At 72.5% G+C, this 24,227-nt stretch carries 21 protein-coding genes; 12 read left to right on the top strand and 9 right to left on the bottom strand.

What is annotated here, in order from left to right; all coding sequences use genetic code 11:
* The first annotated feature begins 37 nt into the window (after positions 1-37).
* The 7 genes from ACZ4MH_RS30390 to ACZ4MH_RS30360 all read left to right on the top strand — a co-directional run bounded on the left by ACZ4MH_RS30390 (position 38) and on the right by ACZ4MH_RS30360 (position 8,075).
* Complete coding sequence (locus ACZ4MH_RS30390; RefSeq protein ID WP_351599684.1) at positions 38-682, top strand: helix-turn-helix transcriptional regulator; 645 nt, start codon at positions 38-40, stop codon at positions 680-682.
* 143 nt (positions 683-825) lie between these two features.
* Complete coding sequence (locus ACZ4MH_RS30385) at positions 826-1,470, top strand: Pvc16 family protein (protein ID WP_351599697.1); 645 nt, start codon at positions 826-828, stop codon at positions 1,468-1,470.
* On the top strand, positions 1,467-3,524 hold the full coding sequence (locus tag ACZ4MH_RS30380) for an ATP-binding protein (protein ID WP_351599685.1): 2,058 nt from the start codon (positions 1,467-1,469) through the stop codon (positions 3,522-3,524). The genes ACZ4MH_RS30385 and ACZ4MH_RS30380 overlap by 4 nt, the downstream gene beginning before the upstream one ends.
* 354 nt (positions 3,525-3,878) lie before the next feature.
* Positions 3,879-5,270, top strand: coding sequence for a family 2B encapsulin nanocompartment shell protein (locus tag ACZ4MH_RS30375; protein ID WP_351599686.1), 1,392 nt, complete (start codon positions 3,879-3,881; stop codon positions 5,268-5,270).
* Positions 5,257-6,573 (top strand): cysteine desulfurase, encoded by a 1,317-nt coding sequence (locus tag ACZ4MH_RS30370; protein ID WP_351599687.1) that lies wholly within the window; start codon positions 5,257-5,259, stop codon positions 6,571-6,573. The genes ACZ4MH_RS30375 and ACZ4MH_RS30370 overlap by 14 nt, the downstream gene beginning before the upstream one ends.
* Before the next feature lie 161 nt (positions 6,574-6,734).
* Positions 6,735-6,974 carry a hypothetical protein gene (locus tag ACZ4MH_RS30365; protein ID WP_351599688.1) on the top strand — a complete coding sequence of 80 codons (240 nt, stop codon included), beginning with the start codon at positions 6,735-6,737 and terminating at the stop codon, positions 6,972-6,974.
* A gap of 108 nt (positions 6,975-7,082) precedes the next feature.
* Positions 7,083-8,075, top strand: coding sequence for a LysR family transcriptional regulator (locus ACZ4MH_RS30360; protein WP_351599689.1), 993 nt, complete (start codon positions 7,083-7,085; stop codon positions 8,073-8,075).
* Here ACZ4MH_RS30360 and ACZ4MH_RS30355 read toward each other — a convergent pair.
* The 4 genes from ACZ4MH_RS30355 to ACZ4MH_RS30340 are packed head-to-tail and all read right to left on the bottom strand — an operon-like array spanning position 8,065 to position 12,591.
* On the bottom strand, positions 8,065-8,862 hold the full coding sequence (locus ACZ4MH_RS30355; protein ID WP_351599690.1) for an SDR family NAD(P)-dependent oxidoreductase: 798 nt from the start codon (positions 8,860-8,862) through the stop codon (positions 8,065-8,067). The genes ACZ4MH_RS30360 and ACZ4MH_RS30355 overlap by 11 nt on opposite strands.
* Positions 8,855-9,394 (bottom strand): cupin domain-containing protein, encoded by a 540-nt coding sequence (locus ACZ4MH_RS30350; RefSeq protein WP_351599691.1) that lies wholly within the window; start codon positions 9,392-9,394, stop codon positions 8,855-8,857. The genes ACZ4MH_RS30355 and ACZ4MH_RS30350 overlap by 8 nt, the downstream gene beginning before the upstream one ends.
* Positions 9,395-9,437: 43 nt before the next feature.
* Positions 9,438-11,174: an alpha-L-fucosidase gene (locus ACZ4MH_RS30345; protein ID WP_351599692.1), complete on the bottom strand. Its 1,737-nt coding sequence runs from the start codon at positions 11,172-11,174 to the stop codon at positions 9,438-9,440.
* 55 nt (positions 11,175-11,229) lie between these two features.
* Entirely contained in the window at positions 11,230-12,591 is a 1,362-nt protein-coding gene (locus tag ACZ4MH_RS30340) for a sugar porter family MFS transporter (RefSeq protein WP_351599693.1), read from the bottom strand.
* Positions 12,592-12,805: 214 nt separating this feature from the next.
* Here ACZ4MH_RS30340 and ACZ4MH_RS30335 point away from each other — a divergent pair, with 214 nt between their 5' ends.
* The 5 genes from ACZ4MH_RS30335 (at position 12,806) to ACZ4MH_RS30315 (ending at position 19,282) form a co-directional block, all read left to right on the top strand.
* A complete protein-coding gene (locus tag ACZ4MH_RS30335) occupies positions 12,806-13,627 on the top strand; it encodes an amidohydrolase family protein (protein ID WP_351599694.1) in 822 nt (273 codons plus the stop codon).
* A 104-nt stretch (positions 13,628-13,731) separates the two neighbouring features.
* Complete coding sequence (locus ACZ4MH_RS30330) at positions 13,732-15,159, top strand: L-fuconate dehydratase (RefSeq protein WP_351599695.1); 1,428 nt, start codon at positions 13,732-13,734, stop codon at positions 15,157-15,159.
* Positions 15,156-15,923: an SDR family NAD(P)-dependent oxidoreductase gene (locus ACZ4MH_RS30325; protein ID WP_351599696.1), complete on the top strand. Its 768-nt coding sequence runs from the start codon at positions 15,156-15,158 to the stop codon at positions 15,921-15,923. Before ACZ4MH_RS30330 ends, ACZ4MH_RS30325 begins: the two co-directional genes overlap by 4 nt.
* A gap of 53 nt (positions 15,924-15,976) precedes the next feature.
* Positions 15,977-16,981 (top strand): aldo/keto reductase, encoded by a 1,005-nt coding sequence (locus ACZ4MH_RS30320; protein WP_467754791.1) that lies wholly within the window; start codon positions 15,977-15,979, stop codon positions 16,979-16,981.
* A 186-nt stretch (positions 16,982-17,167) separates the two neighbouring features.
* Positions 17,168-19,282, top strand: a complete 2,115-nt coding sequence (locus tag ACZ4MH_RS30315; RefSeq protein WP_351601982.1) for an ATP-binding protein — start codon at positions 17,168-17,170, stop codon at positions 19,280-19,282.
* A gap of 18 nt (positions 19,283-19,300) precedes the next feature.
* On the opposite strand, the gene ACZ4MH_RS30310 is transcribed toward ACZ4MH_RS30315, so the two are convergent.
* The 5 genes from ACZ4MH_RS30310 to ACZ4MH_RS30290 all read right to left on the bottom strand — a co-directional run.
* Positions 19,301-20,299 (bottom strand): CDP-alcohol phosphatidyltransferase family protein, encoded by a 999-nt coding sequence (locus ACZ4MH_RS30310; protein WP_351601985.1) that lies wholly within the window; start codon positions 20,297-20,299, stop codon positions 19,301-19,303.
* A 111-nt stretch (positions 20,300-20,410) separates the two neighbouring features.
* Positions 20,411-21,103, bottom strand: coding sequence for a hypothetical protein (locus ACZ4MH_RS30305; protein ID WP_467754790.1), 693 nt, complete (start codon positions 21,101-21,103; stop codon positions 20,411-20,413).
* Positions 21,100-21,966 carry a carbohydrate ABC transporter permease gene (locus ACZ4MH_RS30300; protein WP_351601181.1) on the bottom strand — a complete coding sequence of 289 codons (867 nt, stop codon included), beginning with the start codon at positions 21,964-21,966 and terminating at the stop codon, positions 21,100-21,102. Before ACZ4MH_RS30300 ends, ACZ4MH_RS30305 begins: the two co-directional genes overlap by 4 nt.
* The gene (locus ACZ4MH_RS30295) at positions 21,966-22,925 is read right to left on the bottom strand and encodes a carbohydrate ABC transporter permease (RefSeq protein ID WP_351601184.1); all 960 of its coding nucleotides are present in this window, start codon (positions 22,923-22,925) and stop codon (positions 21,966-21,968) included. The genes ACZ4MH_RS30300 and ACZ4MH_RS30295 overlap by 1 nt, the downstream gene beginning before the upstream one ends.
* An 11-nt stretch (positions 22,926-22,936) precedes the next feature.
* Positions 22,937-24,227, bottom strand: a 1,291-nt coding sequence (locus ACZ4MH_RS30290; RefSeq protein ID WP_467754789.1) for an ABC transporter substrate-binding protein, incomplete at its 5' end; no start/stop codon positions are given.

The raw sequence follows: 24,227 nt of genomic DNA, 5'->3' as shown, positions 1-24,227 counted from the left end.
AAGGCGCGTACGTACCAGCAAGCAAGTACTCAAGGGAATGGTTGTGCACGTTCGGACCCGGGTCCCGGTCGTCGTCCACGCATCGGATCCGCTCTCCCAGGCCGGAGCCGTCAGCCAGTTGCGTGCGCAACCGGAGATCGAGCTGATCGACGACACGACGGCACCCGTCCCCGAGGGAACGGTCGCCGTGCTGCTCGCCGAGAAGCTGGACGAGGCCACGCTGGCGCGGCTGCGGCGGCTCGTACGCACCGACGGCACCCGGGCCGTCCTCGTCACGGGGCTGATCCGGGAGGCCGAGCTGCTCCAGGTGATCGAGTGCGGGATCGGCACCATCGTCTGGCGGCGCGAGGCCACCGGGCACCGGCTCCTGAAGGCGATACTCGCGGCCGCCCGTGGCGACGGCGACCTCCCGTCCGACCTGCTCGGACGGCTGATCACGCAGATCGGCAGCATGCAGCGCAACGTGGCGGGCCCGTCCGACTCCCCGGCGTCCGGCTTGACCGCACGCGAGGTCGACGTGCTCCGCCTGGTGGCCGAAGGGCTGGGCACCGGCGAGATCGCTAGCAAGCTGTCGTACTCCGAACGCACCGTCAAAAATGTGATGCACGGCCTGACGACCCGGCTGCACCTTCGCAATCGGGCCCATGCCGTGGCGTTTGCTCTCCGTGAAGGCTACATCTGACGGTTCGCACGCCCGTCAAGGGCCCCCGGGGCACCGTCGGGTGCCCTTCGCGCGGCCCCGTAAAGGCTGCCGGGACCGGCCGTACGCGGTCCACCATGACGGGTACGGGGGACGACGAACCACTGCAAGTGAAGGGCACGACCGTGATCCACGAGGTGGACGAGGTACTCAAGGGGCTGCTGACCGGCGGCGCGCTGGCCGGTTCCGGCGTCGAGGTCGCCTTCGACGCCCCGACCAGGGAGTGGGCCGCCCGGCGCAACGCCCCGGCCATCGACGCCTACCTCTACGACATCCGCGAGGACGTCCAGCGGCGCCAGCGCGGTACGGTGCCGGTGCGCGACGAGCAGGGAGTGGTACTCGCGCGCCGCCAGCCGCCGCGCTGGTTCCGGCTCGCCTACCTCGTCACCGCCTGGACCAAGCGTCCGCAGGACGAACACCGGCTGCTCTCCGCGGTACTCGCCACCCTGCTGCCGTACGAGACCCTGTCCCCCGACCAGCTGACCGGCTCGCTCGCGGACCTCGGCCTCACCGTCCCGCTGACCGTCGCGGGCTCGTCCACCGAGGCCCGCTCGACCGCCGACGTCTGGACCGCTCTCGGCGGCGAGCTCAAGCCGTCCCTCGACGTCGTCATCACCGCGCCGTTCCCCGCCTACCCGGAGTACGACGCGGGCCCGCCGGTCACCGAAGGCGCGGGGGTACGCGTCCGGGCCCTCGACGGCACCCTCGACGACAGCCCCGAACGCCGGCACCGCCCCGGCCACTTGGCCGGCGGAGGTGCGGCGAAGTGACCGCGGACGCCCCATGGCACGACCCGTCGGCCGGCCCGCTGCTGGACCGGCTCGCCCGGCTGCGCGACCGCGTGGCGCTGCTGGTCGACCGGCGCGCCGCCACCGACCCCACCGCGGCCGACCCGCTGCGCGGGCTGTACCTGTCCGAGGACTCGGTGCGGCACGTGCTGGGGAAGGAGGGGGAGCCGGTTCCGCAAGAGGGCGCCGAGACGGTGCCGGAACCCCCGGCGGCGGAGCCGCACCCCCCGGTCGCCGCGGACGACGACCGCCTGCGGCGGCTCGCGGACCGCCTCGGCCTGACCGCGCTGGACACCCGCATCCTGCTGATCGCGCTCGCGCCCGACCTCGACCGCGATTTCGAGCCGCTGTACGGCTACCTCAACGACGACGTGAGCCGACGCCGGGCGACCACGGGGCTGGCGCTGGACCTGTGCGGCCTGCCCGCGCACGCCGGACCGGCGCGTGCCCGGTTCCACCCGTCCGCGCCCCTGCAGGCCCTGGGCCTGATCACCATGGAGGAACCCGAACGCCCTTTCCTGAGCCGGGCGTTGCGGGTGCCCGACCGGGTACTGGCCCACCTGCTGGGCGACGACACCCTGGACGCGGCCCTCGCCGGGAGCGTACGGACGGAGCCGCCCGGTGCCTCGTCCGACGCCGGACCGACGGGCCGGAAGCTGGCCGAACGGCTGGCGAACGGCCCGCTCACGGTTTACCTGCGCGAACACCGCGGCGGCGACGGACCGGCCTGTGCCGCGGCGGCACTGCACGCCGCCGGGCTCGCCGCGCTGCATCTCGCACCGGGGGAGGGGGCGCCGCACGCGGAGCTGCTGCGGGAGGCGCGGCTCACCGGCCGCGCGATCGTCGTGGCCCCGCTGCCCGAGAAGCCGCAGGCCCTGCTGCGGGCGCTGGCGGCCGAGGACGTCACCGTGCTGCTCGCCGACCCGCGTCCGTACGATCCGCAGTGGTACGACGGTGCCCGCGACCCGCTCGTGCTGGACGTCCCCCGGCAGCGCTCGGGCGACGTGGCGACCTGGACGGCCGCCCTCGGCGCCGCGTCCGTCGGCGCCGTCTCCGGCACCGAAGCGCCCGCTCCCGGTTTCGACATCGCGCCGGTCGTCGCCGCCTACCGGCTCGGGGAGAGCGGCATCCGCCGGGCCGCCCGGGCCGCGGTGGAACTGGCGGCGTTCGACGGCACCCCGCTGTCCGCCGCGCACGTACGGCTCGCCGCCCGCCGGCAGTCCGTCTCCGGGCTGGAGCAGCACGCCCGCCGCATCAGCCCCGACGTCGGCTGGGGCGATCTGGTGCTCCCGGAACGGCAGTTGAGCGCGCTGCGCGAGCTGGCCCGCCGCGCCACCCACCGTGACCGGGTGCTCGGCGACTGGCGGCTGAGCGCGGGCGGCGGACGCGGCCGTGGCGTCCTGGCGCTGTTCGCGGGCGATTCCGGTACCGGCAAGACGCTCTCCGCCGAGGTCGTCGCCGCCGACCTGGGGCTGGACCTCTACGTCGTCCAGCTCTCCTCCGTCGTCGACAAGTACGTCGGAGAGACCGAGAAGAACCTGGAGCGGATCTTCGCCGAGGCCGACCGGACCGACGCCGTGCTGCTCTTCGACGAGGCCGACGCCGTCTTCGGGAAGCGCTCGGAGGTCAAAGAGGCCGGTGACCGGTACGCGAACATGGAGAGTGCCTACCTCCTCCAGCGGCTGGAGTCCTTCGACGGCATCGCGCTGCTCACCACCAACCTGCGGGCCAACATCGACGAGGCGTTCACCCGCCGGCTGGACCTGGTCGTGGACTTCCCGTTCCCCGGCCCGGACCAGCGCCTCGCCCTGTGGCGGCACAGCCTCGCCCACGTCCCCTGCGCGGACGACATCGACCCCGGGCCGTGCGCCCGGGAGTTCGAGCTGGCCGGTGGCTCCATCCGCAGCGCCGTCGTGACCGCCGCCTACGCAGCGGCGGAGCGCGGCGGCCCGGTCGGCAACGACGACCTGCTGGACGGCGCACGACGGGAGTACCGCAAGGCGGGCCGTCTGGTGCTGGAGGACGCGGACTGGTGACGCCGGTCGTGACGCCGATCCGTGACGCCGGCCGGTGACGGTGGCGTACGGATGGAATCGCGTCGTATCCGGGAATCGGACGGTGGCGTCCGGAAGGCGTGCTAACGGCCATGCACCACGGAGGTCGGAGGTCCGACCGCTGGTCACGCATGACCCGCGCGCGAAGTGGTTGCATTGCGGACCAATTGGCACAAGAGTCGGTCCGATTGTTTCAGGACTATGAAGCGCCATGCCGTCTTGTGGTCGATAAGGGCCCGCCGTGACGATCACTCTCGTTCCCGGCCGCCGCTCCACCGCGTCCGGGGCATCCGTACGGGGCAACCCCCCACCGGCTTCCGACGTCCAGGAGTCACCATGAGCGACCGCCTCAGCCTCAGCCCTGATGCCGCACGGCAACTCGCGACCACCACGAAGACCGCGCCCCAGATGCGCGGCATCACCCCGCGTTACCTGCTCCGCGCGCTGCCCTGGCTGGACGTCGACTCGGGCGTCTTCCGTGTCAACCGACGCCGTACGTTCCTGCTCGGCGACGACCGGATCACCGTCGACACCGACCACGAGGGCGCCCGCCGCGTGGTCAGCGAGGACCTGCGGGAGATCCCGTACCTGCGCGAGGCGGACCCGGCGCTGCTCGGCGAGCTGGCCCAGGCGTTCACCGAAGTCTCCTTCGACGCGGGCCAGTTACTGGTTCAGGAGGGCGAGTCCACCGACCGCCTGTGGGTGCTGGCGCACGGCCGCGCGGAGAAGCGCGTGACCACCCGTTACGGTGAGGAGACCGTGCTCGAAGTGGTCGGCGACGGCCAGTACTTCGACCTCGACTCCTGGACCCGCGGCGAGCGCACGCCGTACCAGGTCAAGGCCCTCACCCCCGGCGTCGCGCTGTGCGTCGAGCGCGCCGTACTGGGCCGCCTGTCGGACCGCGACGAAGCGCTGTGCAACGCGGTCACCGCGTACAGCGAGGGCGGCGCGCCCCTCGCCGGCAAGGAGGCCCCCATCCAGCTCGCCGGCGGCCACGTGGGCGAGCCCGAACTGCCCGGCACCTACGTCGAGTACGAGGACACGCCGCGCGAGTACCACATGACCGTCGCGCAGACCGTGCTGCGCGTCCACACCCGCGTCTCCGACCTCTACAACGAGCCCAACGACCAGGTACGGGCCCAGGCCGACCTGACCATCCAGGCGCTGCGCGAGCGCCAGGAAGCCCTGATGCTGAACCACCCCGACTTCGGCCTGTTCCACAACGTCACCCCGGGCCAGCGGGTCCAGGCACGCACCGGCGCGCCCACCCCCGACGACCTCGACGAACTCCTCACCAAGGTCTGGAAGCAGCCCGGTTACTTCATCGCCCACCCCAAGGCCATCGCGGCGTTCGGCCGGGAATGTACCCGCCGGGGTGTGCCCCCGGTGATGGACACCCGCTTCGGCAGCCCCCTGCTGACCTGGCGCGGCGTGCCGCTGCTGCCGTCCGACAAGGTCGGGTTCACCAACGGCTCCGGCGCGGTGACCGGCACCACCGAGATCCTGCTCGTCAGGGCGGGCGAGGCCGAGCAGGGCGTGGTCGGGCTGCGCCCCTCCGAGGTGCCCGACGAGGTCGAACCCGGCCTGTCCATGCGGAACATGGGCACCGACAAGAAGGCGATCACCTCCTACCTGATGACCGCGTACTTCAACACCGCGGTCCTGGTCGAGGACGCCATCGCCGTGCTCCAGAACGTCGAGGTGTCCAAGTACCATGACTACTCCTGAGATGCTGGCTCCTGAGATGTGGGGAGCCCTCAAGAGTCCCGAGGCCCGGACCCCGGAGGCGGCGCCCCGGGAGCCCGCGAGCCCCGGCCGTGGCTTCGATCCCGAGACCGTGCGGCGCGACTTCCCGGTCCTGCACCGGACGGTCAACGGCCACCCGCTGGTCTGGCTCGACAACGGCGCCACCACCCAGAAACCGCGCCAGGTCATCGAGGCGCTCGCCGCCTTCTACGGCTCCGCCAACTCCAACATCCACCGCGGCGCCCACACCATGGCCCGCGAGGCCACCGAGGCGTACGAGGGCAGCCGCGCCGCCGTCGCCTCGTTCCTCGGCGCCGCGTCCCCCGACAACGTCGTCTTCGTCCGCGGCACCACCGAGGCGGTCAACCTCGTCGCCCAGACCTGGGGCCGGGCCAACCTCGGCGCCGGCGACGAGATCCTCGTACCGGTCCTGGAACACCACTCCAACATCGTGCCGTGGCAGATGATCGCCAAGGAGCGGCACGCCCGGGTGGTGCCCGTACCGCTCGGGCCGGACGGCCAGATCGACCAGAACGCCTTCGCCGACCTGCTCTCCTTCCGCACCCAGCTCGTCGCGCTCAGCCACGCGTCCAACGTGCTCGGCACCGTCCCGCCCGTACGGGAGATGACGGCGCTGGCACACCGGTACGGCGCCAAGGTGCTGGTCGACGGCGCCCAAGCGGTCGCGCACTTCCCGGTGGACGTCCAGGCGCTGGGCGCCGACTTCTACGTCTTCTCGGGGCACAAGCTCTTCGGCCCCACGGGAATCGGCGCGCTGTACGGCAAGCCGGAGGTGCTGGCGGGGATGCGGCCGTGGCAGGGCGGCGGCAACATGATCGACTCGGTCGAGTTCGGCCGGACCACCTTCGCCCCCGTACCGCATCTGCTGGAGGCGGGCACCGGCAACATCGCCGGCGCCGTCGGCCTGCGCTCCGCGATCGAGTGGCTCACGTCCCTGGACCGCACCGCCGTCACCGCCTACGAGAAGGCCCTGACGGAGTACGCCGTAGCGGCCCTGGCCACCGTCCCCGGGCTGGAACTCATCGGCTCGGCCCCCGAGCGGATCTCCGTCCTCACCTTCACGCTCGCGGGACACGACCCGGCGGCGGTCGCGGAGTGCCTGGACCGCGACGGCATCGCCGTCCGGGCCGGCCACCACTGCGCCCAGCCCGCGCTGCGCCACTACGGCCTGGAGAGCGCGGTCCGGGCCTCCTTCGCCCTCTACAACACGCCGCAGGAGGTGGACACCCTGGTCGCTTCGCTGCGGAACATGCGGCAGCCGTGACCTGAGGGGCCGGCCGCAGGCACTTCGGAGCCGTCCGCGCCACTCCGTCCCTTCCATTCAGGTGACGCGGTGTGTGACGGCTGTGACGTGTGGTTACTCATCGACTGCCGGGCGGCGGAGGAAGCCGCCTCTTCCCTGTGCAACCAATGGAGGAACCGAAGATGAACCGCACTGCGAAGCGCCTGACCGCCCTCGTCGTTCCCGTGGCGGCGCTCGTCCTGGCGGCCGGCGGCACGGCCGTGGCCGACGACCCCGAGTTCCTGAACACCAAGATCGCGTCCACCGACTCCGGTTACCAGAGCGGCAGCGCCAGCGAGCACCACGGCGCGCAGACCACGGGCGCGGAGACCCACACCTCGCTCGTCGAGACCGGCGCCGACAACAGCTCCGACGACGACTGATCCGGCGCTTCCAGCCGGCCCGGCCTCTTCCGCCGAGACCTGCCGAGCACCAGCCCCGCTCTTCTCCGGGAGAGCGGGGTCCGCCATGTACGAGGTGGGGAGCGAGACATGGAACTGCGTGATCTGGAGTATTTCGCCCTGGTGGCCGAGGAGTCGCACTACGGCCGCGCCGCGGCCCGGCTGCACGTCGCGCCCGCCGCCGTCCGCCGGCGCATCCGCGACCTGGAACGGGAGCTGGGCCTCGTCCTCTTCGACCGGACGAGCAGCCATGTGGAGCTCGCCGCGGCCGGCGGCGAACTGCTGCCCGCAGCGCGCCGCACGCTCGCCTCGGCCGCCGAGGTCGCGGACACCGCGCGCACCCTGCGCGCCGCCCGGCTGGGGGAGCTGCGCATCGGCTGCGCCCCAGGCGCGGCCCGTCTCGTCGACGTACTGATCGGCAAGGTGGCGCGCGCACACGCCGACGTGGCCGTGGTGTCCGTCCCCATGTGGAGCCTGCAGGCACTGGACGCCCTCGTACAGGGCGAACTCGGCCTGGCGCTGGTCCGCGACCCGCTGCCACCGCACGGCACGTCGTCCCTGATCGTCGGGAGGTACCGCGACGACCATGTGGCGGTGCCCGCGCCCGGGCCGCTGACCAAGCAGGTCCCGGTGCCGCTCGGCGCGTTCGAGGGCATGCCGTTCCTGATCAACGAGCGGGACACCGCGCCCGGTGTGCACGACGCGACCGTACGGTTCTTCGCCGACCACGGCGTGGCCCCGCTCTGGCAGCACCACCGGCTGCGCGAACAGGAGCAGCTGCTCGCGCTGGTGGCGGCCGGCACGGCGTCCGGGCTGGTGCACGCGCACCCCGCCGACGTCTCCGACCCCGCCAACATCACCTGCCCGGGCGTCGCCGTCCTGCCGCTCAGCGAGCCGGGCCCCGAACACCGCTTCCACCTGGTCTGGCGCGCGGACGACGACTCCGAACTGCTGCGCGCGGTCATCGACCTGATCTGCGATCACGGCTGCGACCTCGACGAGCCGGAGGAGGGGCCCGCTAACGGGCCGGAGGGCGGGCGGGAGCACCGGCCGGGGCACGGTCAGGAGGGCGTCACCACGTAGGACGGGCGCTGACGCCGCCGTCCACGACCAGGTCGGTGCCGGTGATCCACGAGGCCGCGTCCGAGGCGAGGAAGACGCAGGCGTCGCCGACGTCCTCCGGGCGGCCGAGCCGGGTGAGCGGCGCGGCGCGGGTCCACCGGTCGACGCCGTCCGGCCAGTCCGCTTCGAGGCCCGGCCGGTCGATCAGGCCGGGGGAGACGGTGTTGACCCGGATGCCGAGGGGGCCGTACTCCAGGGCCGCCGACCGGGCGAACATGATCAGGGCGGCCTTGGCGGCGCTGTAGTGCGCATGGCCCGGCGCGGGCCGGGAGCCCTCGATCGACGCGATGTGGACGACCGAACCGCCGCGTCCGGCCCCTTCACCACTGCCGCGCGTCATCGCCCCGACGGCCGCCTGGGTGCAGCAGAACGCGCTGGTCACATTGGCTTCGGAGAGCCGCCGCCAGTCGGCCGCCGTCATCCCGGCGAGCGGCTGGACCGGCTGGATCCCGGCGTTGTTGACCAGGATGTCCAGCCGGCCGCGCCAGGCGGCCGCCGCGTCGACCAGCTGCCGGCACTCCTCCTCCCGCGTCACGTCCGCCCGTACGGCCAGCGCGCTGCCGCCCGCCCCGGTGATCTCCTTGACGAGCGCTGCGGCCTGCTCCTCGCCCCGGTACCAGTGGGCCACCACGGCCGCTCCGGCCCGCGCCAGCCGCCGGGCGATGCCGCCGCCGATGAGTCCGCTGGCGCCGGTGACCAGGGCCACCCGCCCGGCCAGGCTGCCGGCCGCCGCTCCCGCGTCACGCATCGAACGCCCCGTCCCGCGTGCCCTCCGGCATCCGCAGCGGGGCGCCGGGCCGGCACAACTCCCTGATCCGCTCCGCGTGCCGGGGGTACTGCCTGGTGAGGACGTCCACGTCGCCGCCTTGATAGTCGGAGGGCAGGAAGCCGGGCGCCATCGTCGTCCCGCACAGCGACCAGCTGCCGCCCGGGATCACCCGGGCGCCCATCCACGTACCCGCCGGCACCACGGTCTGCACCTCCCCGCCGCTGCCGCCGAGGAGCACGGCCCGGCCGCCGTCGCCCGGTCCGAGGAGGAGCAGTTCGGCGGGGTCGCCCCGGTAGAAGTGCCAGACCTCGTCGAGGGGCAGCCGGTGCAGGGCGGAGAAGCCGCCGGCGTCCGTGGTGAGCAGCACCAGGATCGCCGAGCCTGCCGGGCGGCCCGTGGCGTCCGGCGGCCCCGCCCACGTCCGGCGGAACAGCCCGCCCTCGGCGGGCAGTGGCCGCAGCCCGTACCGCTCGGCCACCTCGGCCGACGTCGTCCCCTCCGTACCCGGCACGGCCCACCCCTCTCTGTCGTCACGGCGGCGCGGTCACGGGCGCTCAGGCCGGTTCGGCGCTCCGGTACAGCCCGAGGAAGGCCAGCCGCGGCGTCGCCCGCGCCGCCGTGATGCGTACCCGTATCCGACGGGCCGTCACCGGCGCGGGCAGGACGAGAATGCGGCTGTACCCGATCGTCGTACCGGACGCCACCTGCCGCCAGCCCGCCCCGTCCCACACGTCCAGCGCGCAGCCCTCGACGCGCTGGCCCCGGGTGATGTCCTCGCCCAGCCGGACCCGGTCGAACGCGGCCTCCTTCGGGAGCGTCAGCTCCAGCGCGCCGGTGACCGCGCCGCCGGGCGGCGACCAGCCGGTGCCGAGGCCGCGGTCGGTGAGCGCGGCGGCCGCCCGGCCGCGACCGCCGGAGAGCAGGTTGGTGCCGTACGTCCGGTCCAGCGCGCGGCGGAAGGAGGTCAGCGCGTCGATGTCCGCCGGGTCCACTCTGCCGTTCCTCGCGGGCGGCACGTTGATCAGCAGCACGGCGTTGCGGCCGACGGACTTCTCGTACAGGGACACCAGTTCGCCGGGCGACTTGGGCCGCTGCTCCGGGTGGTGGTACCAGCCGGGCCGAAGGGAGACGTCGGCCTCGCCCGGGAACCACCGCAGCGACGTCACGTCCGGGTTGCCGGTGATCCGCTCCCGCGAGCCGAGGTCGGCGCCCGACTCGCCGCCGGGGACCTGCATGCCGACACCGTCCCCGGTGACGGGCAGGACGCTCCACTCGGACTCGCGGGCGGTGCCCTTCTCGTTGCCGATCCAGCGGACGCCGCACGGTGCCTTGAAGACGACGGTCTTCGGGGACAGCTTCCCGATGACGTCGTAGAAGGTGGCGAAGTCGTAGGTCTGGGTGATGCCCGCGTCGGTCCACGGGTTGGCGCCGTCCAGCCACAGTTCGTCGATCGGGCCGTACTGGGTGAACAGCTCGTAGACCTGGTTGAGGTAGTACGCGTCGTAGTCGTTGACCGTGACGTCGAACGTCGGCAGCTCGCCCTTGGCGACGGCCCGCGCGCGGTCGTCGCCGTCGACGAGGGTGGGGAGGGTGCGCGGGGTGGGCTCGCTGCCGTTGCCGTACCGGCCGTGGCCGCCGGGAGCGCGGTCGCCGTCCTCGAGGGTGGCCTGCTCCTCGATGCTGAGCGGTTCACCGGCCTGCTGCTTGGCGCGGATCTTTTCGACCCAGTCGGCGTGCCAGGCGTGCGGGAGTTCGGCGCCGTCGGCGGGGGAGAGGTACACGCCGACCTTCAGGCCTGCGGCGCGGGCCGAGCGGACGTACGCACCGAGGATGTCGCCCTTCCAGCGGCTGGCCGCGACGGAGTGCCCGGTGTACCGGGTCGGGTAGAGGACGAAGCCGTCGTGGTGCTTGGCGGTCAGCATGACGAGCTTCGCCCCGGCCGCGCGGTACACGCGCATCCACTGGTCCGTGTCCACCTGTTCCGGCGCGAACCACGCCGGGTCCTCGGCCCCCGACCCCCACTCCCGGTCGGTGAAGGTGTTCATGCCGTAATGCGTGAAGACGGTCAGTTCGTTGCGCTGCCAGGCGAGCTGATGGGGTGTCGGTACGACGTGGGCGGCCTTGGCGACGATCCGTTCGGCGGTGTCGCCGGGGGAGACGGGGATGACGGGCGCGGGCGTGATGCCGGTGGAGTCGGCGACGGTCGTGGTGCCGGCCGCCACCGCGGTCCGGGAGAGGAGCGCGGTGGCGGGCAGCGCGGCTCCGATGGCGAGGATCGTTCTCCGGGACATGCTCATCGTGGTCCTCCGTACAAGGTGTTGTGGTGGACGAGCGAGTGCGACCGGGCTACGCGCGCTGCTGCCAGTACTGCTCGATCTCCTCCAGGGAGCGGCCCGCGGTCTCCGGGACGCGGCGGGCGACGTACCACGCGGCGAGCGCGGACAGCACGGCGAAGACGGCGAAGACGGAGCTGCCGATCGCCTTCAGCACGTCCGGAAAGGCCAGCGAGAAGGCGAAGTTGAGCAGATACTGGGTGAAGGTGATCACGCCCATGCCCAGCGCCCTGGCCCGCAGCGGCAGCACCTCCGGGCAGTACAGCCAGAACACCGGCCCCAGCCCGAACCCGAACGCGAAGGTGTAGACGAACACGCAGATCACGGCGAGCACGGAGACATCGGGGAAGAGGGCGAGCGCCACCATGGGCGGGACCTGCGCGGCCAGCGAGATGGTCAGCAGCTTGACCCGGCCCAGGCGTTCGATGAACGGCAGGGATGCCGCGGTGGACAGGACCAGTGCCGCGCCGACGCCGTAGTTCGCGATGGTGCCGGCCTGCGAGCCGTTGCCGTCGGTGAGGTGGGAGAAGATGACGGGCGCGTAGTAGACCACCGCGTTGATGCCGGTGAAGACCTGGAAGAAGGTCAGGATCAGGGTGATCCGCAGCGCGGGGCGGTATGTGCCCGCCAACTCCCGCAATCCTGCGTGCTGTTGGGCCAGGCTGTCGCGGATCTCGGTGATCTCCGCCTCCGCGGTCTCCGGTGTCGCGCGCAGCCGCCGCAGGACGCCGCGGGCCTCCTCCTCGCGCCCGTGCGTCATCAGCCAGCGCGGGCCCGCCGGGCTGAGCACCATGCCGGCCAGGAAGACCACGGCGGGCACGGCGCCCAGGCCGAGCATCCACTCCCACGCGCCGGCCGCCGACAGCGCGTCGCCGACCCCGTACGCGAGCAGGATGCCGACGTTCACCGCGAGCTGGTAGAGCGCGGTGATGCGGCCGCGCAGGTGCTTGGGCGCGAGCTCGCTGAGGTAGATCAGGCCGAACATGTTCGCGATGCCGACGGCGAAGCCGAGGACGAACCGCGAGACCATCAGCGCCCCGGCACTGAAGGCCAGGCCGCAGGCGACCGAACCGAGGACGAAGATCACGCCCGCCAGGATCAGCAGGTGGCGGCGGTCCCAGCGGCGGGCGGCGAGCGAGCCGCCGACGATGGCCGGCAGCGCGCCGAGCAGCAGCAGGCTGGTGACCAGGCCCTGCCCCGTGGCGTCCAGCCCGAACCGGTCGGTCAGGGGTTGCAGCGCGCCGGAGATGGCGCCGGAGTCGTAGCCGTACAACAGGCCGGACAGGCCGCCGAGCACGGCGATCCAGTGCACCCGCCGGGGCACCTTCTCGCCGCCCTGCGCGGCGGCTCCGGCCGGGGACTGGACCTGTGCCACGGGATTGTCCTTCCGTACGCCAGACATGGGGCCGCCAGACATGGGACCTATCCGGAGGGGGTGTCATGCTCGGCGACGAAAGCTAGCCTGTGGACACGGTCACGGCAATGGTTCACACCGAATGCGTCACGAAGAGATCCGACCTATTGTCGGCGCCATTGCCGTCGAATTGCTGCGTCATTCATCCGATGTATCGATTGGTCTGGGGGTTCCCGTGATCGACGCGCACCACCACCTCTGGGACCCGGCGGCGCGCGCGTACCCCTGGATGGACCCCGACGCACACGCGCCCATCCGCCGCCGCTACACCGTGGCCGACCTCGCGGCGTGCGCCGGCGAGGACGTGACCGCCACCGTCCTCGTGCAGACCGTGGCCACCGCCGAGGAGACCGCCGCCTTCCTCGCCGCGGCCCGCGCCTCCCGCGGCCTGATCGCGGGCGTCGTCGGCTGGACGGACCTCACCGCACCCGAACTCGCCCTGCCGGACGACCCGTTGCTGGTCGGTGTGCGGCACCAGGCCGAGGACGAGCCCGACCCGCGGTGGCTGGTCCGCGCCGACGTCCGCCGCTCGCTCGCCGCGCTCGGCGCCCGTGGGCTGGCCTACGACGTGCTCGTACGGGCCCCGCAGCGGCAGGCCGCGCTGGAGTGCGTACGCGGCCTGGACGAGGTGCCGTTCGTACTCGACCACGCGGGCAAGCCGGGCATCGCGGCGGGGGAGTGGGAGCCGTGGGCGTCCTGGCTCACGGACCTGGCGGCCTGCCCGAACACCGTGTGCAAGCTCTCCGGGCTGGTCACCGAGGCGCCCTGGCACAGCTGGACGGCCGAGCTGCTGAGGCCGTACGCCGAGCACGTACTGGCCGCGTTCGGCGCCGACCGGGTGCTGTTCGGGTCGGACTGGCCGGTGTGCGAACTCGCGGGTGGTTACGCGGCCGTACGCACCCTCACCGAGGACCTTTTGGGCGGCTGTACCGCCACGGAGCGCGCCGCGGTGCTGGGCGGCACGGCCCGGCGGGTGTACGGCCTGCCCGCCGGGTGATCTCTTGTGCTCCGGCTCGGCGAGGCCGTATGTTCACGTCGTTGGCAGAGACATCCGATGTATCCCGTGCATTCCGCAAGGCGGTCGACGAAGGGCTCCAAGCAATGAGACCGACACGCCTCGGCACGCCGGGCCGGGAATCCCCGGCCGCCCCGACCGGCGGCCCCACCGCCTCCGCCCGGGTCACCTCGGTCACCGTCCACGACCTCCGCTTCCCCACCTCCCGGGAGCTGGACGGCTCGGACGCCATGAACCCCGACCCCGACTACTCCGCCGCCTACGTCGTTCTCGGCACCGACGCGCCCGACGGCCTCGAAGGCCACGGCTTCGCCTTCACCATCGGCCGCGGCAACGACGTCCAGGCCGCGGCGATCGCCGCCCTCCGCCCGTACCTCCTGGGCCGGTCCGTGGACGCGCTGTGCACCGACCCCGGGTCGCTCAGCCGCGACCTCGTCGGCGACAGCCAACTGCGCTGGCTCGGCCCGGAGAAGGGCGTGATGCACATGGCGATCGGCGCGGTCGTCAACGCCGTGTGGGACCTGGCCGCCAAGCGCGGCGGCCGGCCGCTCTGGCAGCTCCTCGCCCACGCCGAGCCCGAATGGCTCGTCTCGCAGGTCGACTTCCGCTACCTCACCGACGCGCTCACCCCCGACGAGGCGCTGAAGCTGCTGCGGGCCGGCAGGGCGGGCAGCGCCGGACGAGAGGCCCTGCTCCGCGAGCGCGGCTACCCCGGCTACACCACCTCGCCCGGCTGGCTGGGCTACTCCGACGCCAAGCTGACCCGGCTGGTCCAGGAGGCCGTCGCGGCCGGATTCCGGCAGATCAAGCTGAAGGTCGGCGCCGACCTGGCCGATGACATCCGGCGCTGCCGCACCGCACGCGCCGCCGTCGGCCCGGACATCCGCATCGCGATCGACGCCAACCAGCGCTGGGACGTGGCCGAGGCCATCGCCTGGACCAAGGCGCTGGCGGAGTTCGATCCGTACTGGATCGAGGAGCCCACCAGCCCCGACGACATCCTCGGGCACGCCGCCGTGCGCCGCGCCGTCGCGCCCGTACGGGTCGCCACCGGCGAACACGTGCAGAACCGCATCGTCTTCAAGCAGCTGCTGCAGGCCGGCGCGGTCGACGTGGTGCAGATCGACGCGGCGCGGGTCGGCGGCGTCAACGAGAACCTGGCGGTGCTGCTGCTGGCCGCGAAGTACGGCGTGCCGGTCTGCCCGCACGCCGGCGGCGTCGGCCTGTGCGAACTGGTCCAGCACCTCGCCATGTTCGACTACCTGGCGCTGTCCGGTACCACGGAGGACCGCGCCATCGAGTACGTCGACCATCTCCACGAGCACTTCATCACGCCGGTGGAGATCCGGGACGGGCACTACGCGGCGCCCACCGCGCCCGGCTTCTCCGCCGAGCTGCGCCCCGCCACGCTCACCACGTACGCCTACCCCGACGGCACGTTCTGGACGGCCGACCGCGCGGCACACGAGGAATCGACGAAGGACGACGACGCACTTCAGGAGGAGCGGGCATGAACGAGACGCGGGACATGAACGGCCTCAAGGCTCTGGTCACCGGCGGCGCCTCGGGCATCGGCCTGGCCACGGCCCAGCTGCTCGCCGCGCGCGGCGCCCGGGTGGCCGTGCTGGACCTGGTACCCGACAAGGTCGAGGAGCCGCTGACCGGTTACCGGGCCGACGTCAGCGACGACGACTCCGTACGCGAGGCGGTCGGCGCCGCGGCCCGCGACCTGGGCGGACTCGACATCCTGGTCAACAACGCCGGCATCGGCGCGGCCGGCACGGCCGAGGACAACACCGACACCGAGTGGCACCGCGTCCTGGACGTCAACGTCCTCGGGATCGTCCGCACCAGCCGCGCGGCGCTCCCGTACCTCCGGGAATCCGCGTACGCCGCGATCGTCAACACCTGCTCCATCGCCGCCACCGCCGGTCTGCCGCAGCGCGCGCTGTACTCGGCCTCCAAGGGCGCCGTCCTCTCGCTCACCCTCGCCATGGCCGCCGACCATGTCCGCGAGGGCGTCCGCGTCAATTGCGTGAACCCCGGCACCGCCGACACGCCCTGGGTCGGGCGGCTGCTGGACGCGGCCGACGACCCCGAGGCCGAGCGCGCCGCGCTCAACGCCCGGCAGCCGATGGGCCGCCTGGTCACCGCAGAGGAAGTCGCCGCCGCCATCGCCTACTTGGCGTCACCCGCCGCCGCCTCGGTCACCGGCACCTCGCTCGCCGTCGACGGCGGGATGGCGGGGCTGCGCCTGCGCCCGGAAGGCCGGCGGTGAGCCGCGGGCCGCAGGACATGGCGCCCGGTGGCCCGGGCGGGGCCGGGCCACCGATGCCTCCCGCGCCGCCCGGGCCCCCGGAACGTCGCCGCACCCTCGGGCGCAGCGGCGTCCCCGTCACCGCGCTGTCCTTCGGCGCCGCCGCCCTCGGCAACCTCTACACGGCCGTCACCCCCGACCAGGCGGCCGCCACCGTCGACGCCGCCTGGGACGAGGGCATCCGTGCCTTCGACACCGCGCCGCACTACGGGCTCGGCCTGTCCGAGCGGCGGCTGGGCGCCGCGTTGCGCGACCGGCCGCGCGCGGAGTACGTACTCTCCACCAAGGTGGGCCGGCTGCTGCGCCCCGGCGGGCCGGGCGGCGACGACCTGGCCCACGGGTTCGCCGTGCCGGCCACCCACCGCCGGGTCTGGGACTTCAGCGCGGACGGCGTCCGGCGCAGCATCGAGGAGAGCCTGCACCGCCTCCGCCTCGACCGGATCGACCTCGCCTACCTGCACGACCCGGACGACCACGCGGAGCAGGCGTTCGGCGAGGCGTACCCGGCGCTCGAACGCCTCCGCGCCGAGGGAGTGGTCCGCGCGATCGGCGCGGGCATGAACCAGACCACCATGCTCGCCCGCTTCCTCCGCGACACCGACGTCGACGCCGTCCTGCTCGCCGGCCGCTACACCCTGCTCGACCCCTCGGGCCTGGACGAGGTGCTGCCCGAGGCCGCCGCGCGCCACCGCGCCGTCGTCATCGGCGGCGTCCTCAACTCCGGCCTGCTCGCCGACCCCCGGCCCGGCGCGACCTACGACTACGCACCCGCCACCCGCCCCGTACTGGAGCGCGCCCTGCGCCTCAAGGCCGTCACGGAACGGCACGGCGTACCGCTGCGCGCCGCGGCCCTGCACTTCCCCTTCGGGCATCCGGCCGTCGCGAGCGTCCTCGTGGGAGCCCGCTCACCGGCCGAGGCGACCGACGCGAGCGAACTCCTGCGCCGCCCCGTACCGCCCGCGATGTGGACGGAACTACGGGCGGAGGGCCTGCTGCCGGAGCAGGTGCCGACCCCCTGACCGGGCGCCGGCCGGTCAGGGGCTCAGGATATGTCCCGTTGTGGTCCGTCCCAGTCCGTTATGGTCCGGCGCCGTCGGCAGCGATCGTTTTCTCCCCGACGGTCATGCGGCGCGGCGAGAGTCGGCAGGCTGGCCACAGGGGCAGGGGCAGGGGCAGGGGCAGGGGCAGGACCGAGGAGGGCGATCGTGGCGGTGCAGCGGCGGTTGGTGGGGAACCTGCCTGCTGAGTCGGGTGAGTTGATCGGTCGCCGGGCGGAGCTGGCACAGGTCCAGCGGCTGTTCGAGGGCGCGCGGTTGGTCACCCTGACCGGGGCCGGTGGTGTGGGCAAGACCCGGCTGGCGCTGTGGGCCGCGGCCGAGGCGCGGCCGGGGTTGCGGGACGGGGCGTGGTGGGTGGCGTTGTCGGCGTTGCAGCAAGGTGAGCTGCTGGCGCACGTCATCGCCGAGGCACTGCCGCTGGCCGATCAGACGAGCCGGCCGATGATCGAGGTGGTCGCGGAGTACCTGGCGGGCCGGGAGCTGCTGTTGGTACTGGACACGTGTGAGCACTTGACCGGTGCGTGCGCGGTGGTCGCGCAGGCGCTGCTGGCGGCGGCCCCGGGGCTGCGGATCCTGGTGACCAGCCGCAGTCCACTGCGGATCATCGAGGAACGGGTGCTGACCGTGACCCCGCTGCCGGTCTCCGAGACACCCGACCGGGCGGCGGGCGGGGCGGACGCGGTGGCGCTGCTCGCCCAGCGCGCCGCCGAGGCGGTCCCCGGCTTCGCCGTCACCGACACCAACCGCCCCGACCTTGTACGGCTGTGCCGACGCCTGGACGGCCTTCCCCTCGCCATCGAACTGGCCGCGGCCCGCCTGCGCGAGATGTCCGTGGCCGAGCTGACCGAGCGGCTGGAGGATCGCTTCTCCGTACTCGGCGAGACCGATGAGGTGGCGTACGGCACCGAGCCCCCCTGGCATCAGGCGCTGCGCACCGCGATCGGCTGGAGCCATCAGCTGTGTACTCCGGCCGAGCGGTTGCTGTGGGCGCGGCTGTCGGTGTTCGCGGGCAGCTTCGATGCGAAGACGGCCCAACGGGTGTGCGCCGACGCGGAGCTGCCCGCCGGGAGGATTCCGGCCCTGCTGAGCGCGCTGGCCCACGCCTCCCTCCTCACGTCGGCCCCGGCCCTGGGCGGTGGCCCGCGCTTCCGGATGCTGGACACGATCCGTGAGTACGGCGCCGGATGGCTGCGCCTCTTGGGCGAGGAGGACCAAGCGCGAGGGCGCCACCGGGACTTCTACCTGGCGCTGGCCCGCGAGGGTGGCGCCGCCTGGCTGGGGCCCGACCAGTACGCCTGGTACGACCGGATGACCGGGGAGCACGACAACCTCCGCGCCGCGCTGGACTTCTGCCTGACCACGCCGGCGCCGGGAGACCACACGGCACTGGAACTGGCCGGGTCGCTGTGGTTCTTCTGGTACGCCTGTGGGTTCGCCCGGGAGGGGCGCCACTATCTGGACCAGGCCCTGGCCTCGGAAACGGAGCCGAGCTGGGCGCGCAACCAGGCCCTGTGGGCCTGCGGCTTCGTCTTGCTGGTCCTGGGCGATGCCGACGCCACCGCTGCCCGGGCCGCCGAATGCGCCGCGGCGGCCGAGCGTCTCGGGGACAGCGGCGCGGCGGACGTCGCGCTGGCCGTCACCATGACCGCGGCGGCGTTGCGCGGTGACCTGGCGCAGGCGGGAGCCATGTCGGAGAGCCTGCTCGCCACACGGCGGCACGGTAGTGAACTCACTCTCCCCGGAATCACGGCCCGACTGGTGAGCAGCCACGCGTGCGTCGTCCTGGGACGCATCGAGGAAGCCATCGCCCACCAGGAGCAGCTGTGCGCCGTATGCGACCCCCACGGAGAGCATTGGGCACGTTCCTACGGCGACACCATCCGGGCAGCGGCCGAGCTGGCGCGCGGTCGGTACGAGGCCGCGCAGGACTACGGCCGGCTGTCCTTGGAGGCGAAACACCGGCTGCACGACAGTGTGGGGGTCGGGATGAGCTTCGATGTGCTCGCCGCGGCCGCGGCGGCCACCGGGCGCGGCGAGCGCGCCGCTCGGTTGCTCGGCCTGTCCCAGCAGGTCTGGGACACCCTCGGCCGCGCGCAGGCCGGTGCCCCTGACTTCTTCGCCACCCGCCGGACATGCGAGCGGCAGACCCGCCACGCCCTGGGCGACGACGCCTACAAGGCCGCCTTCCACGCCGGCTACGACACCGACCTCGACACCGGCGTCACCTACGCCCTCAGCCCGGTACCGTCCAGCGCTCCTTGACCGCGGTACCCGGGACGCTCAGGCCGCCGCCGGCGTCTTCGCGTTCTCGAAGGAGTCGAGGGTGCGGGCGAAGTCGCGGGTGGAGAGGAGCAGCTTGTAGACGATGGCGAGTTCGAAGAGGAGCAGCAGGACGGCGGAGACGACCGTGACGGGGATGACCGCGTCGAAGAGCGGTCCGATGATGAAGACGCCCATCTGGAACTCGATGCCGCTGATGAGGTGCGTGCGGACCCGGTGCCGCAGCAGGTAGGAGCGGGCCCGCAGATAGCCGGGGAAGCGGCTGCGGAACTCCCGCTGCAGGTCGATGACGTCGGCCTTCTTCCGCCGCTGCGGTTCCGGTACGGCCATCAGCACCGGCGTGCTCTCCACGCCCTCCATGCCCTCCATGCTCTCCGCACGGTCCTGCTGGAGGTCCTGCTCGATGTCCGCCTCGGGGTTGTCGCGCAGCAGGTCCTCCATGAACGCGACCTCCGCCGCGTCCTCGGCCCGCCGCGCCGCCCGGATGCGCGACTTGATCTGCTTGCGCATCGTGTGCCGGGTCTTGAAGATCTCCAGGGAGTTGATGTACCGCAGGCCGTCGAGCGCGACCACGCCCGCCGCGAGCCAGATGTAGAGGGTGTCGCCGGTGCGGTGGTACTGGCCGCCCATAAGGGCGACGGCGCAGGCCATCACGCGGATACGGTCGAAGATGTAGTCGAGCCAGGCGCCGAAGACGGAGCCCTGGCCGGTGAGCCGGGCGACCTTGCCGTCCATGCAGTCCAGGATGAAGCTCAGGTGGTAGACCACGGCACCGGCGATGAGCCAGCGCCAGTCGCCGAGCGCGAAGCAGGCCGCGGAGACCAGGCCGAGGAGGAGCGCGCCCCAGGTGATCTGGTTCGGGGTGATCCGCGTGCGCATCGCGGTCTGCCGTACCAGAGGGGTGGCGACCGGGTCGACCAGCAGGACGGTCCACCATGCGTCCCGCTTCTTCTGGGTAAGGCGACGCACCTCGGCGAGGGGCGGTATGTCTCTGCGCATGTTCGACTTCCTGGTGTTAGCACGGGGTTCACCTGAAGTTAAGGAAGTGATTGTTGGTTGCACAAGGTTCGCTCGGGGCAACCTTTTGGTGGGGATAACGGTCTTACGGGGTTAGTGAGTCGATGACTTTGGTGTGTCCGTTGCCGCGAATGTCGCCGCGGACGGGCCCGCTCGGCGCGCCTCGACCGCCGTCAGTGCCACCGCCAACGGCCCCGGCAGCAGGAACAGCAGGGGCGGTACGGTCCATGCGCAGACCGCGGCCGTGGCCAGCGCCAGCAGGACCAGGAGGCTGCCGGGGAGGTCCCGTACGGTACGGGCCGCGCCCTCGCGTACCGCCGCCCGCCAGCCGTCCGCCGCGCCGCCCCGCACGCTGTCCGCCCCGCCCTCCGCCGCCGCGGGCCGCGCGCACGCACGCAGCCCCGCCACCGCCAGTACCGTCCCCGCGAGCGCCAGGAAGAGCGCGAAGGGCACCGCGCCCGGCAGGCCCGCCGCCGCCAGTGCCGCGTCCGCTGCGAAGAGCGCGCCCAGCGCCAGCAGCAGGCCGCCGGCGGCCAGGTCGGCGCGCCACCGCCGGGCGCGCAGCGCGGCGAAGTACCGCCCGGCCGTGCACGGCTCGTCGTACCACTGCCGCCTGCGCAGCAGCGTGCAGGCCGTGGCCAGCGCGGCCGGCACCGTCACCAGCGGCAGACAGGCCACCGCCGTGGCGAGCCCGATGGCGAGCACGTCGGCGAAGAACGCGAAGCGCGGCCCGAACAGCTCGCCGGGCTCCCGGCGTCCGGACGCCGGGTCCGTTGCGGCGCTCATCCCTTGACCCCCGAGTTCGCCATGCCCTCCACCAGGAAGCGCTGGAAGGCCAGGAAAAAGAGCACGATCGGGAGCAGTGCGAGGACCGACATGGCGAACATCGGGCCGTACGCGGACTGGCTGGAGGTGTCCACGAAGGTACGCAGGGCGAGCGTGAGCGTGTACTTGTCCGGCTCGAAGAGGTAGATCAGCTGGGTGAAGAAGTCGTTCCAGGTCCAGATGAAGGTGAAGATCGCGGTGGTGATCAGCGCGGGCCGGGTGAGCGGCAGCACGACCCGGGCGAAGGTACGGAACGGCCCGCAGCCGTCGATCTTCGCGGCCTCCTCCAGCTCGCGCGGCAGCCCGCGCATGAACTGCACGATGAGGAAGACGAAGAATGCGTCGGTCGCCAGGAACTTCGGCAGCACCATCGGCCAGAAGGTGTTCACCATGCCGAGCTGGTTGAAGACGATGTACTGCGGGATCAGCACCGCGTGGTGCGGCAGCATGATCGTGGCGATCATGAAGGCGAACAGCGGCCCGCGCATCCGGAACCGCAGCCGCGCGAACGCGTACGCGGCCAGCGAGCAGCTCAGTACATTGCCGAGCACGGCACCGATCGAGATGGTCAGCGAGTTGCCGAACAGCTTCAGCAGGCTCACGCCCTGGATGCCGGCCGCGGCCGTCCCGTAGTTCTCGGTGGCGAGCCGGGACGGCAGCAGCGCGAGGCTGGCCAGCACCTCGTCGGCCGGCTTGAAGGACGTCGCGACCAGCCAGCCCAGCGGGTACAGCATGACGGCCAGGACCAGGAGACAGCCCGCGTGCAGTGCGGCGCGCGGCCAGTTGACGGTCATCGGCCGCACGGTCATCGGCTTCGCGGTCATCAGCGGCCCTCCTCATTCGCGTAGAAGACCCAGGAGCGGGAGGTGCGGAAGAGCACCGCGGTGACGATGCCGATGGCGATCAGCAGGACCCAGGCCATCGCGGAGGCGTAGCCCATGTGCGAGGCGGTGAAGCCGCGGTCGTAGAGGTAGAGCGTGTAGAAGAGGGTGGAGTCGGCGGGGCCGCCCCGGCCGCCGCTCACCGCGAACGCGGGCGTGAAGACCTGGAACGCCTGGATGGTCTGCAGGACCAGGTTGAAGAAGAGGACGGGGGACAGCATCGGCAGGGTGATCGAGGCGAACTGCCGCCACCGCCCGGCGCCGTCCACCGACGCCGCCTCGTACAGCTCCTTCGGTATCTGCTGCAGTCCGGCCAGGAAGATGACCATGGGCGCGCCGAACTGCCAGACGGTCAGCAGCGCCACGGACAGCAGCGCCCAGCCGGGCCGGTTGATCCAGCCGCCGGTGTGCAGGCCGAGCGAGCCGAGTACGTTGTCGACGGTGCCGCCGTCGTTGAACAGCGCCCGCCAGACGAGCGCGATACTCATCGAGGCGCCGAGCAGCGACGGGGCGTAGAACGCGGAGCGGTAGAAGCCCTTGCCGCGCTTCATCGACTTCAGCGCGACCGCCACCGCCAGCGCCAGCGCGAGCTGGAGGGGGACGGCCACCAGGACGTACAGCAGGGTGTTACCGACCGAGCGGAGCAGCCGCGGGTCCTCGGTGAACATCTGCGTGTAGTTGCGCAGGCCGACCCAGCTCGGCGGGTCGAAGAGGTTGTAGTCGGTGAAGGAGAGGTAGAGGGATATCGCCATCGGGAGGAGGGTGAGGACGGCGGCGCCCAGCACCCAGGGGGAGAGGAACACCCAGGCGGCGCCCTCTCGTTCGCGCTTCGGCCGCCGTTTCGGTGCGGGCCCCGCGGGGGCCGGGCGCTGCCGGGGCAGCGTGGCCGTCGCGGGATCCATTGCTCGCGTGCTCACGGCCTCAGCTCCGTCCGTGCCTCGGTAAGGAAGTCCTCGGCGACCTGGCGCGGTGTCGCCTGCTCGAAGGCCACCTGGTCGTAGTCGCGCTGGAAGGTCGACTGCAGGCCGTTGTCGCCGCGCGGCGGCGCGGCCGGCGGGTCCTTCAGCCGGCCCTCCAGGGATTGCTGGAGCCCGGCGACCTGCTGCTGGAAGCCGGTCACCTGGGGCAGGACCCGGTCCCGCTGGCGGCTGTTGACCGGGGTGCCGCGGTCCACACCGAGGATGTCGGCGGCCGCGTCGGAGTTGAGCAGGAAGTCGAGGAAGCGGGCCGCCTCGCGCGGGTGCGCGCTACCGGCGGCGATCCCGAGGAGCATCGACGGCTTGAAGTACTGGCCCGGGGTGCCGTCCGGGCCCGCCGGCATCGGCGCGAGCGCCAGCCGGTCGCCGTACACGGCCTCGTAACCGGCCGACGGCGCGTCCCAGTTGAACTCCGCGACCGCCCGCTTGCGGCCCATCGGCGAGTCCTCGACCGAGCCCGCCATCTGCGTGGTGTCCTCGGCCCGGCTGACCAGCCCCTCCTTGCGCAGCTTCGAGGTGAAGGTCCAGAAGCGGGCCAGGTCCGCCGCGCTGAAGGCGGCCTGCCCGTCAGCGCCGTACAGCCGCTTGCCCTGGCCGCGCAGCCAGACCTCGAACCAGTCCTCCATCGAGCCCGGGTCCGTCATCGGCCGCTCGTACCCGGCGGCCTTCAGCCTCCGCAGCGCGTCCGCCCAGTTCTCCCAGGTCCAGCCCGCCTTCGGGGCGCGCAGCCCGGCCTTCCGCCACGCCTCCTTGTCGTACGCGAGGGCCTGCGTGCCGACGCCCATCGGCAGCGCGTACTGCACGCCGCCCACCTGCCCCGTCTTCAGCAGCCCGGAGTCCATCCGCCCCGTGGGCAGCGTCTTGCGCTGGGTCTTCAGATCGAGCAGCACGTCCGAGCCCGCGTACTGGCTGATCTGCCGGTAGTCCAGCTGGATGAGGTCGGGGACGTCGCCGCCCGCCGCCTGCGTGGCCAGCTTCTGCTTGTACGACTCGTACGTGGAGTACGAGGTCTGGATGTCGATGCCGGGGTTCGCCCGCTCGAAGGCGGCGACGGCCTTCTCGGTGCGCGCTGCCCGGTCCGCGTTGCCCCACCAGGTGAAGCGGAGCGTGACCTTGCCGCCGTCGGCCGCGGGGGGGGGGGGGGGGGGGGGGGGAAGAAAAAAAAAAAAAAAAAAAAAAAAAAAGAAAAAAAAAGAGTCGGAAAAAGGGCTCCCCGCTCCCTCCCCC

This window comes from Streptomyces sp. NPDC026301, assembly GCF_055567935.1.
Note: the sequence above shows the minus strand (reverse complement) of the source record. Positions and strands in the feature narration are given on the sequence as shown.

Excerpts from the sequence above, each read along its gene's own strand:
- ACZ4MH_RS30390 (WP_351599684.1), top strand. The coding sequence starts at position 38 with ATGGTTGTGCACGTTCGGACCCGGGTCCCGGTCGTCGTCCACGCATCG.
- ACZ4MH_RS30375 (WP_351599686.1), top strand. The coding sequence starts at position 3,879 with ATGAGCGACCGCCTCAGCCTCAGCCCTGATGCCGCACGGCAACTCGCG.
- ACZ4MH_RS30370 (WP_351599687.1), top strand. The coding sequence starts at position 5,257 with ATGACTACTCCTGAGATGCTGGCTCCTGAGATGTGGGGAGCCCTCAAG.
- ACZ4MH_RS30365 (WP_351599688.1), top strand. The coding sequence starts at position 6,735 with ATGAACCGCACTGCGAAGCGCCTGACCGCCCTCGTCGTTCCCGTGGCG.
- ACZ4MH_RS30360 (WP_351599689.1), top strand. The coding sequence starts at position 7,083 with ATGGAACTGCGTGATCTGGAGTATTTCGCCCTGGTGGCCGAGGAGTCG.
- ACZ4MH_RS30355 (WP_351599690.1), bottom strand. The coding sequence starts at position 8,862 with ATGCGTGACGCGGGAGCGGCGGCCGGCAGCCTGGCCGGGCGGGTGGCC.
- ACZ4MH_RS30345 (WP_351599692.1), bottom strand. The coding sequence starts at position 11,174 with ATGTCCCGGAGAACGATCCTCGCCATCGGAGCCGCGCTGCCCGCCACC.
- ACZ4MH_RS30330 (WP_351599695.1), top strand. The coding sequence starts at position 13,732 with ATGAGACCGACACGCCTCGGCACGCCGGGCCGGGAATCCCCGGCCGCC.
- ACZ4MH_RS30325 (WP_351599696.1), top strand. The coding sequence starts at position 15,156 with ATGAACGAGACGCGGGACATGAACGGCCTCAAGGCTCTGGTCACCGGC.
- ACZ4MH_RS30320 (WP_467754791.1), top strand. The coding sequence starts at position 15,977 with ATGCCTCCCGCGCCGCCCGGGCCCCCGGAACGTCGCCGCACCCTCGGG.
- ACZ4MH_RS30310 (WP_351601985.1), bottom strand. The coding sequence starts at position 20,299 with ATGCGCAGAGACATACCGCCCCTCGCCGAGGTGCGTCGCCTTACCCAG.
- ACZ4MH_RS30305 (WP_467754790.1), bottom strand. The coding sequence starts at position 21,103 with ATGAGCGCCGCAACGGACCCGGCGTCCGGACGCCGGGAGCCCGGCGAG.
- ACZ4MH_RS30300 (WP_351601181.1), bottom strand. The coding sequence starts at position 21,966 with ATGACCGCGAAGCCGATGACCGTGCGGCCGATGACCGTCAACTGGCCG.
- ACZ4MH_RS30295 (WP_351601184.1), bottom strand. The coding sequence starts at position 22,925 with ATGGATCCCGCGACGGCCACGCTGCCCCGGCAGCGCCCGGCCCCCGCG.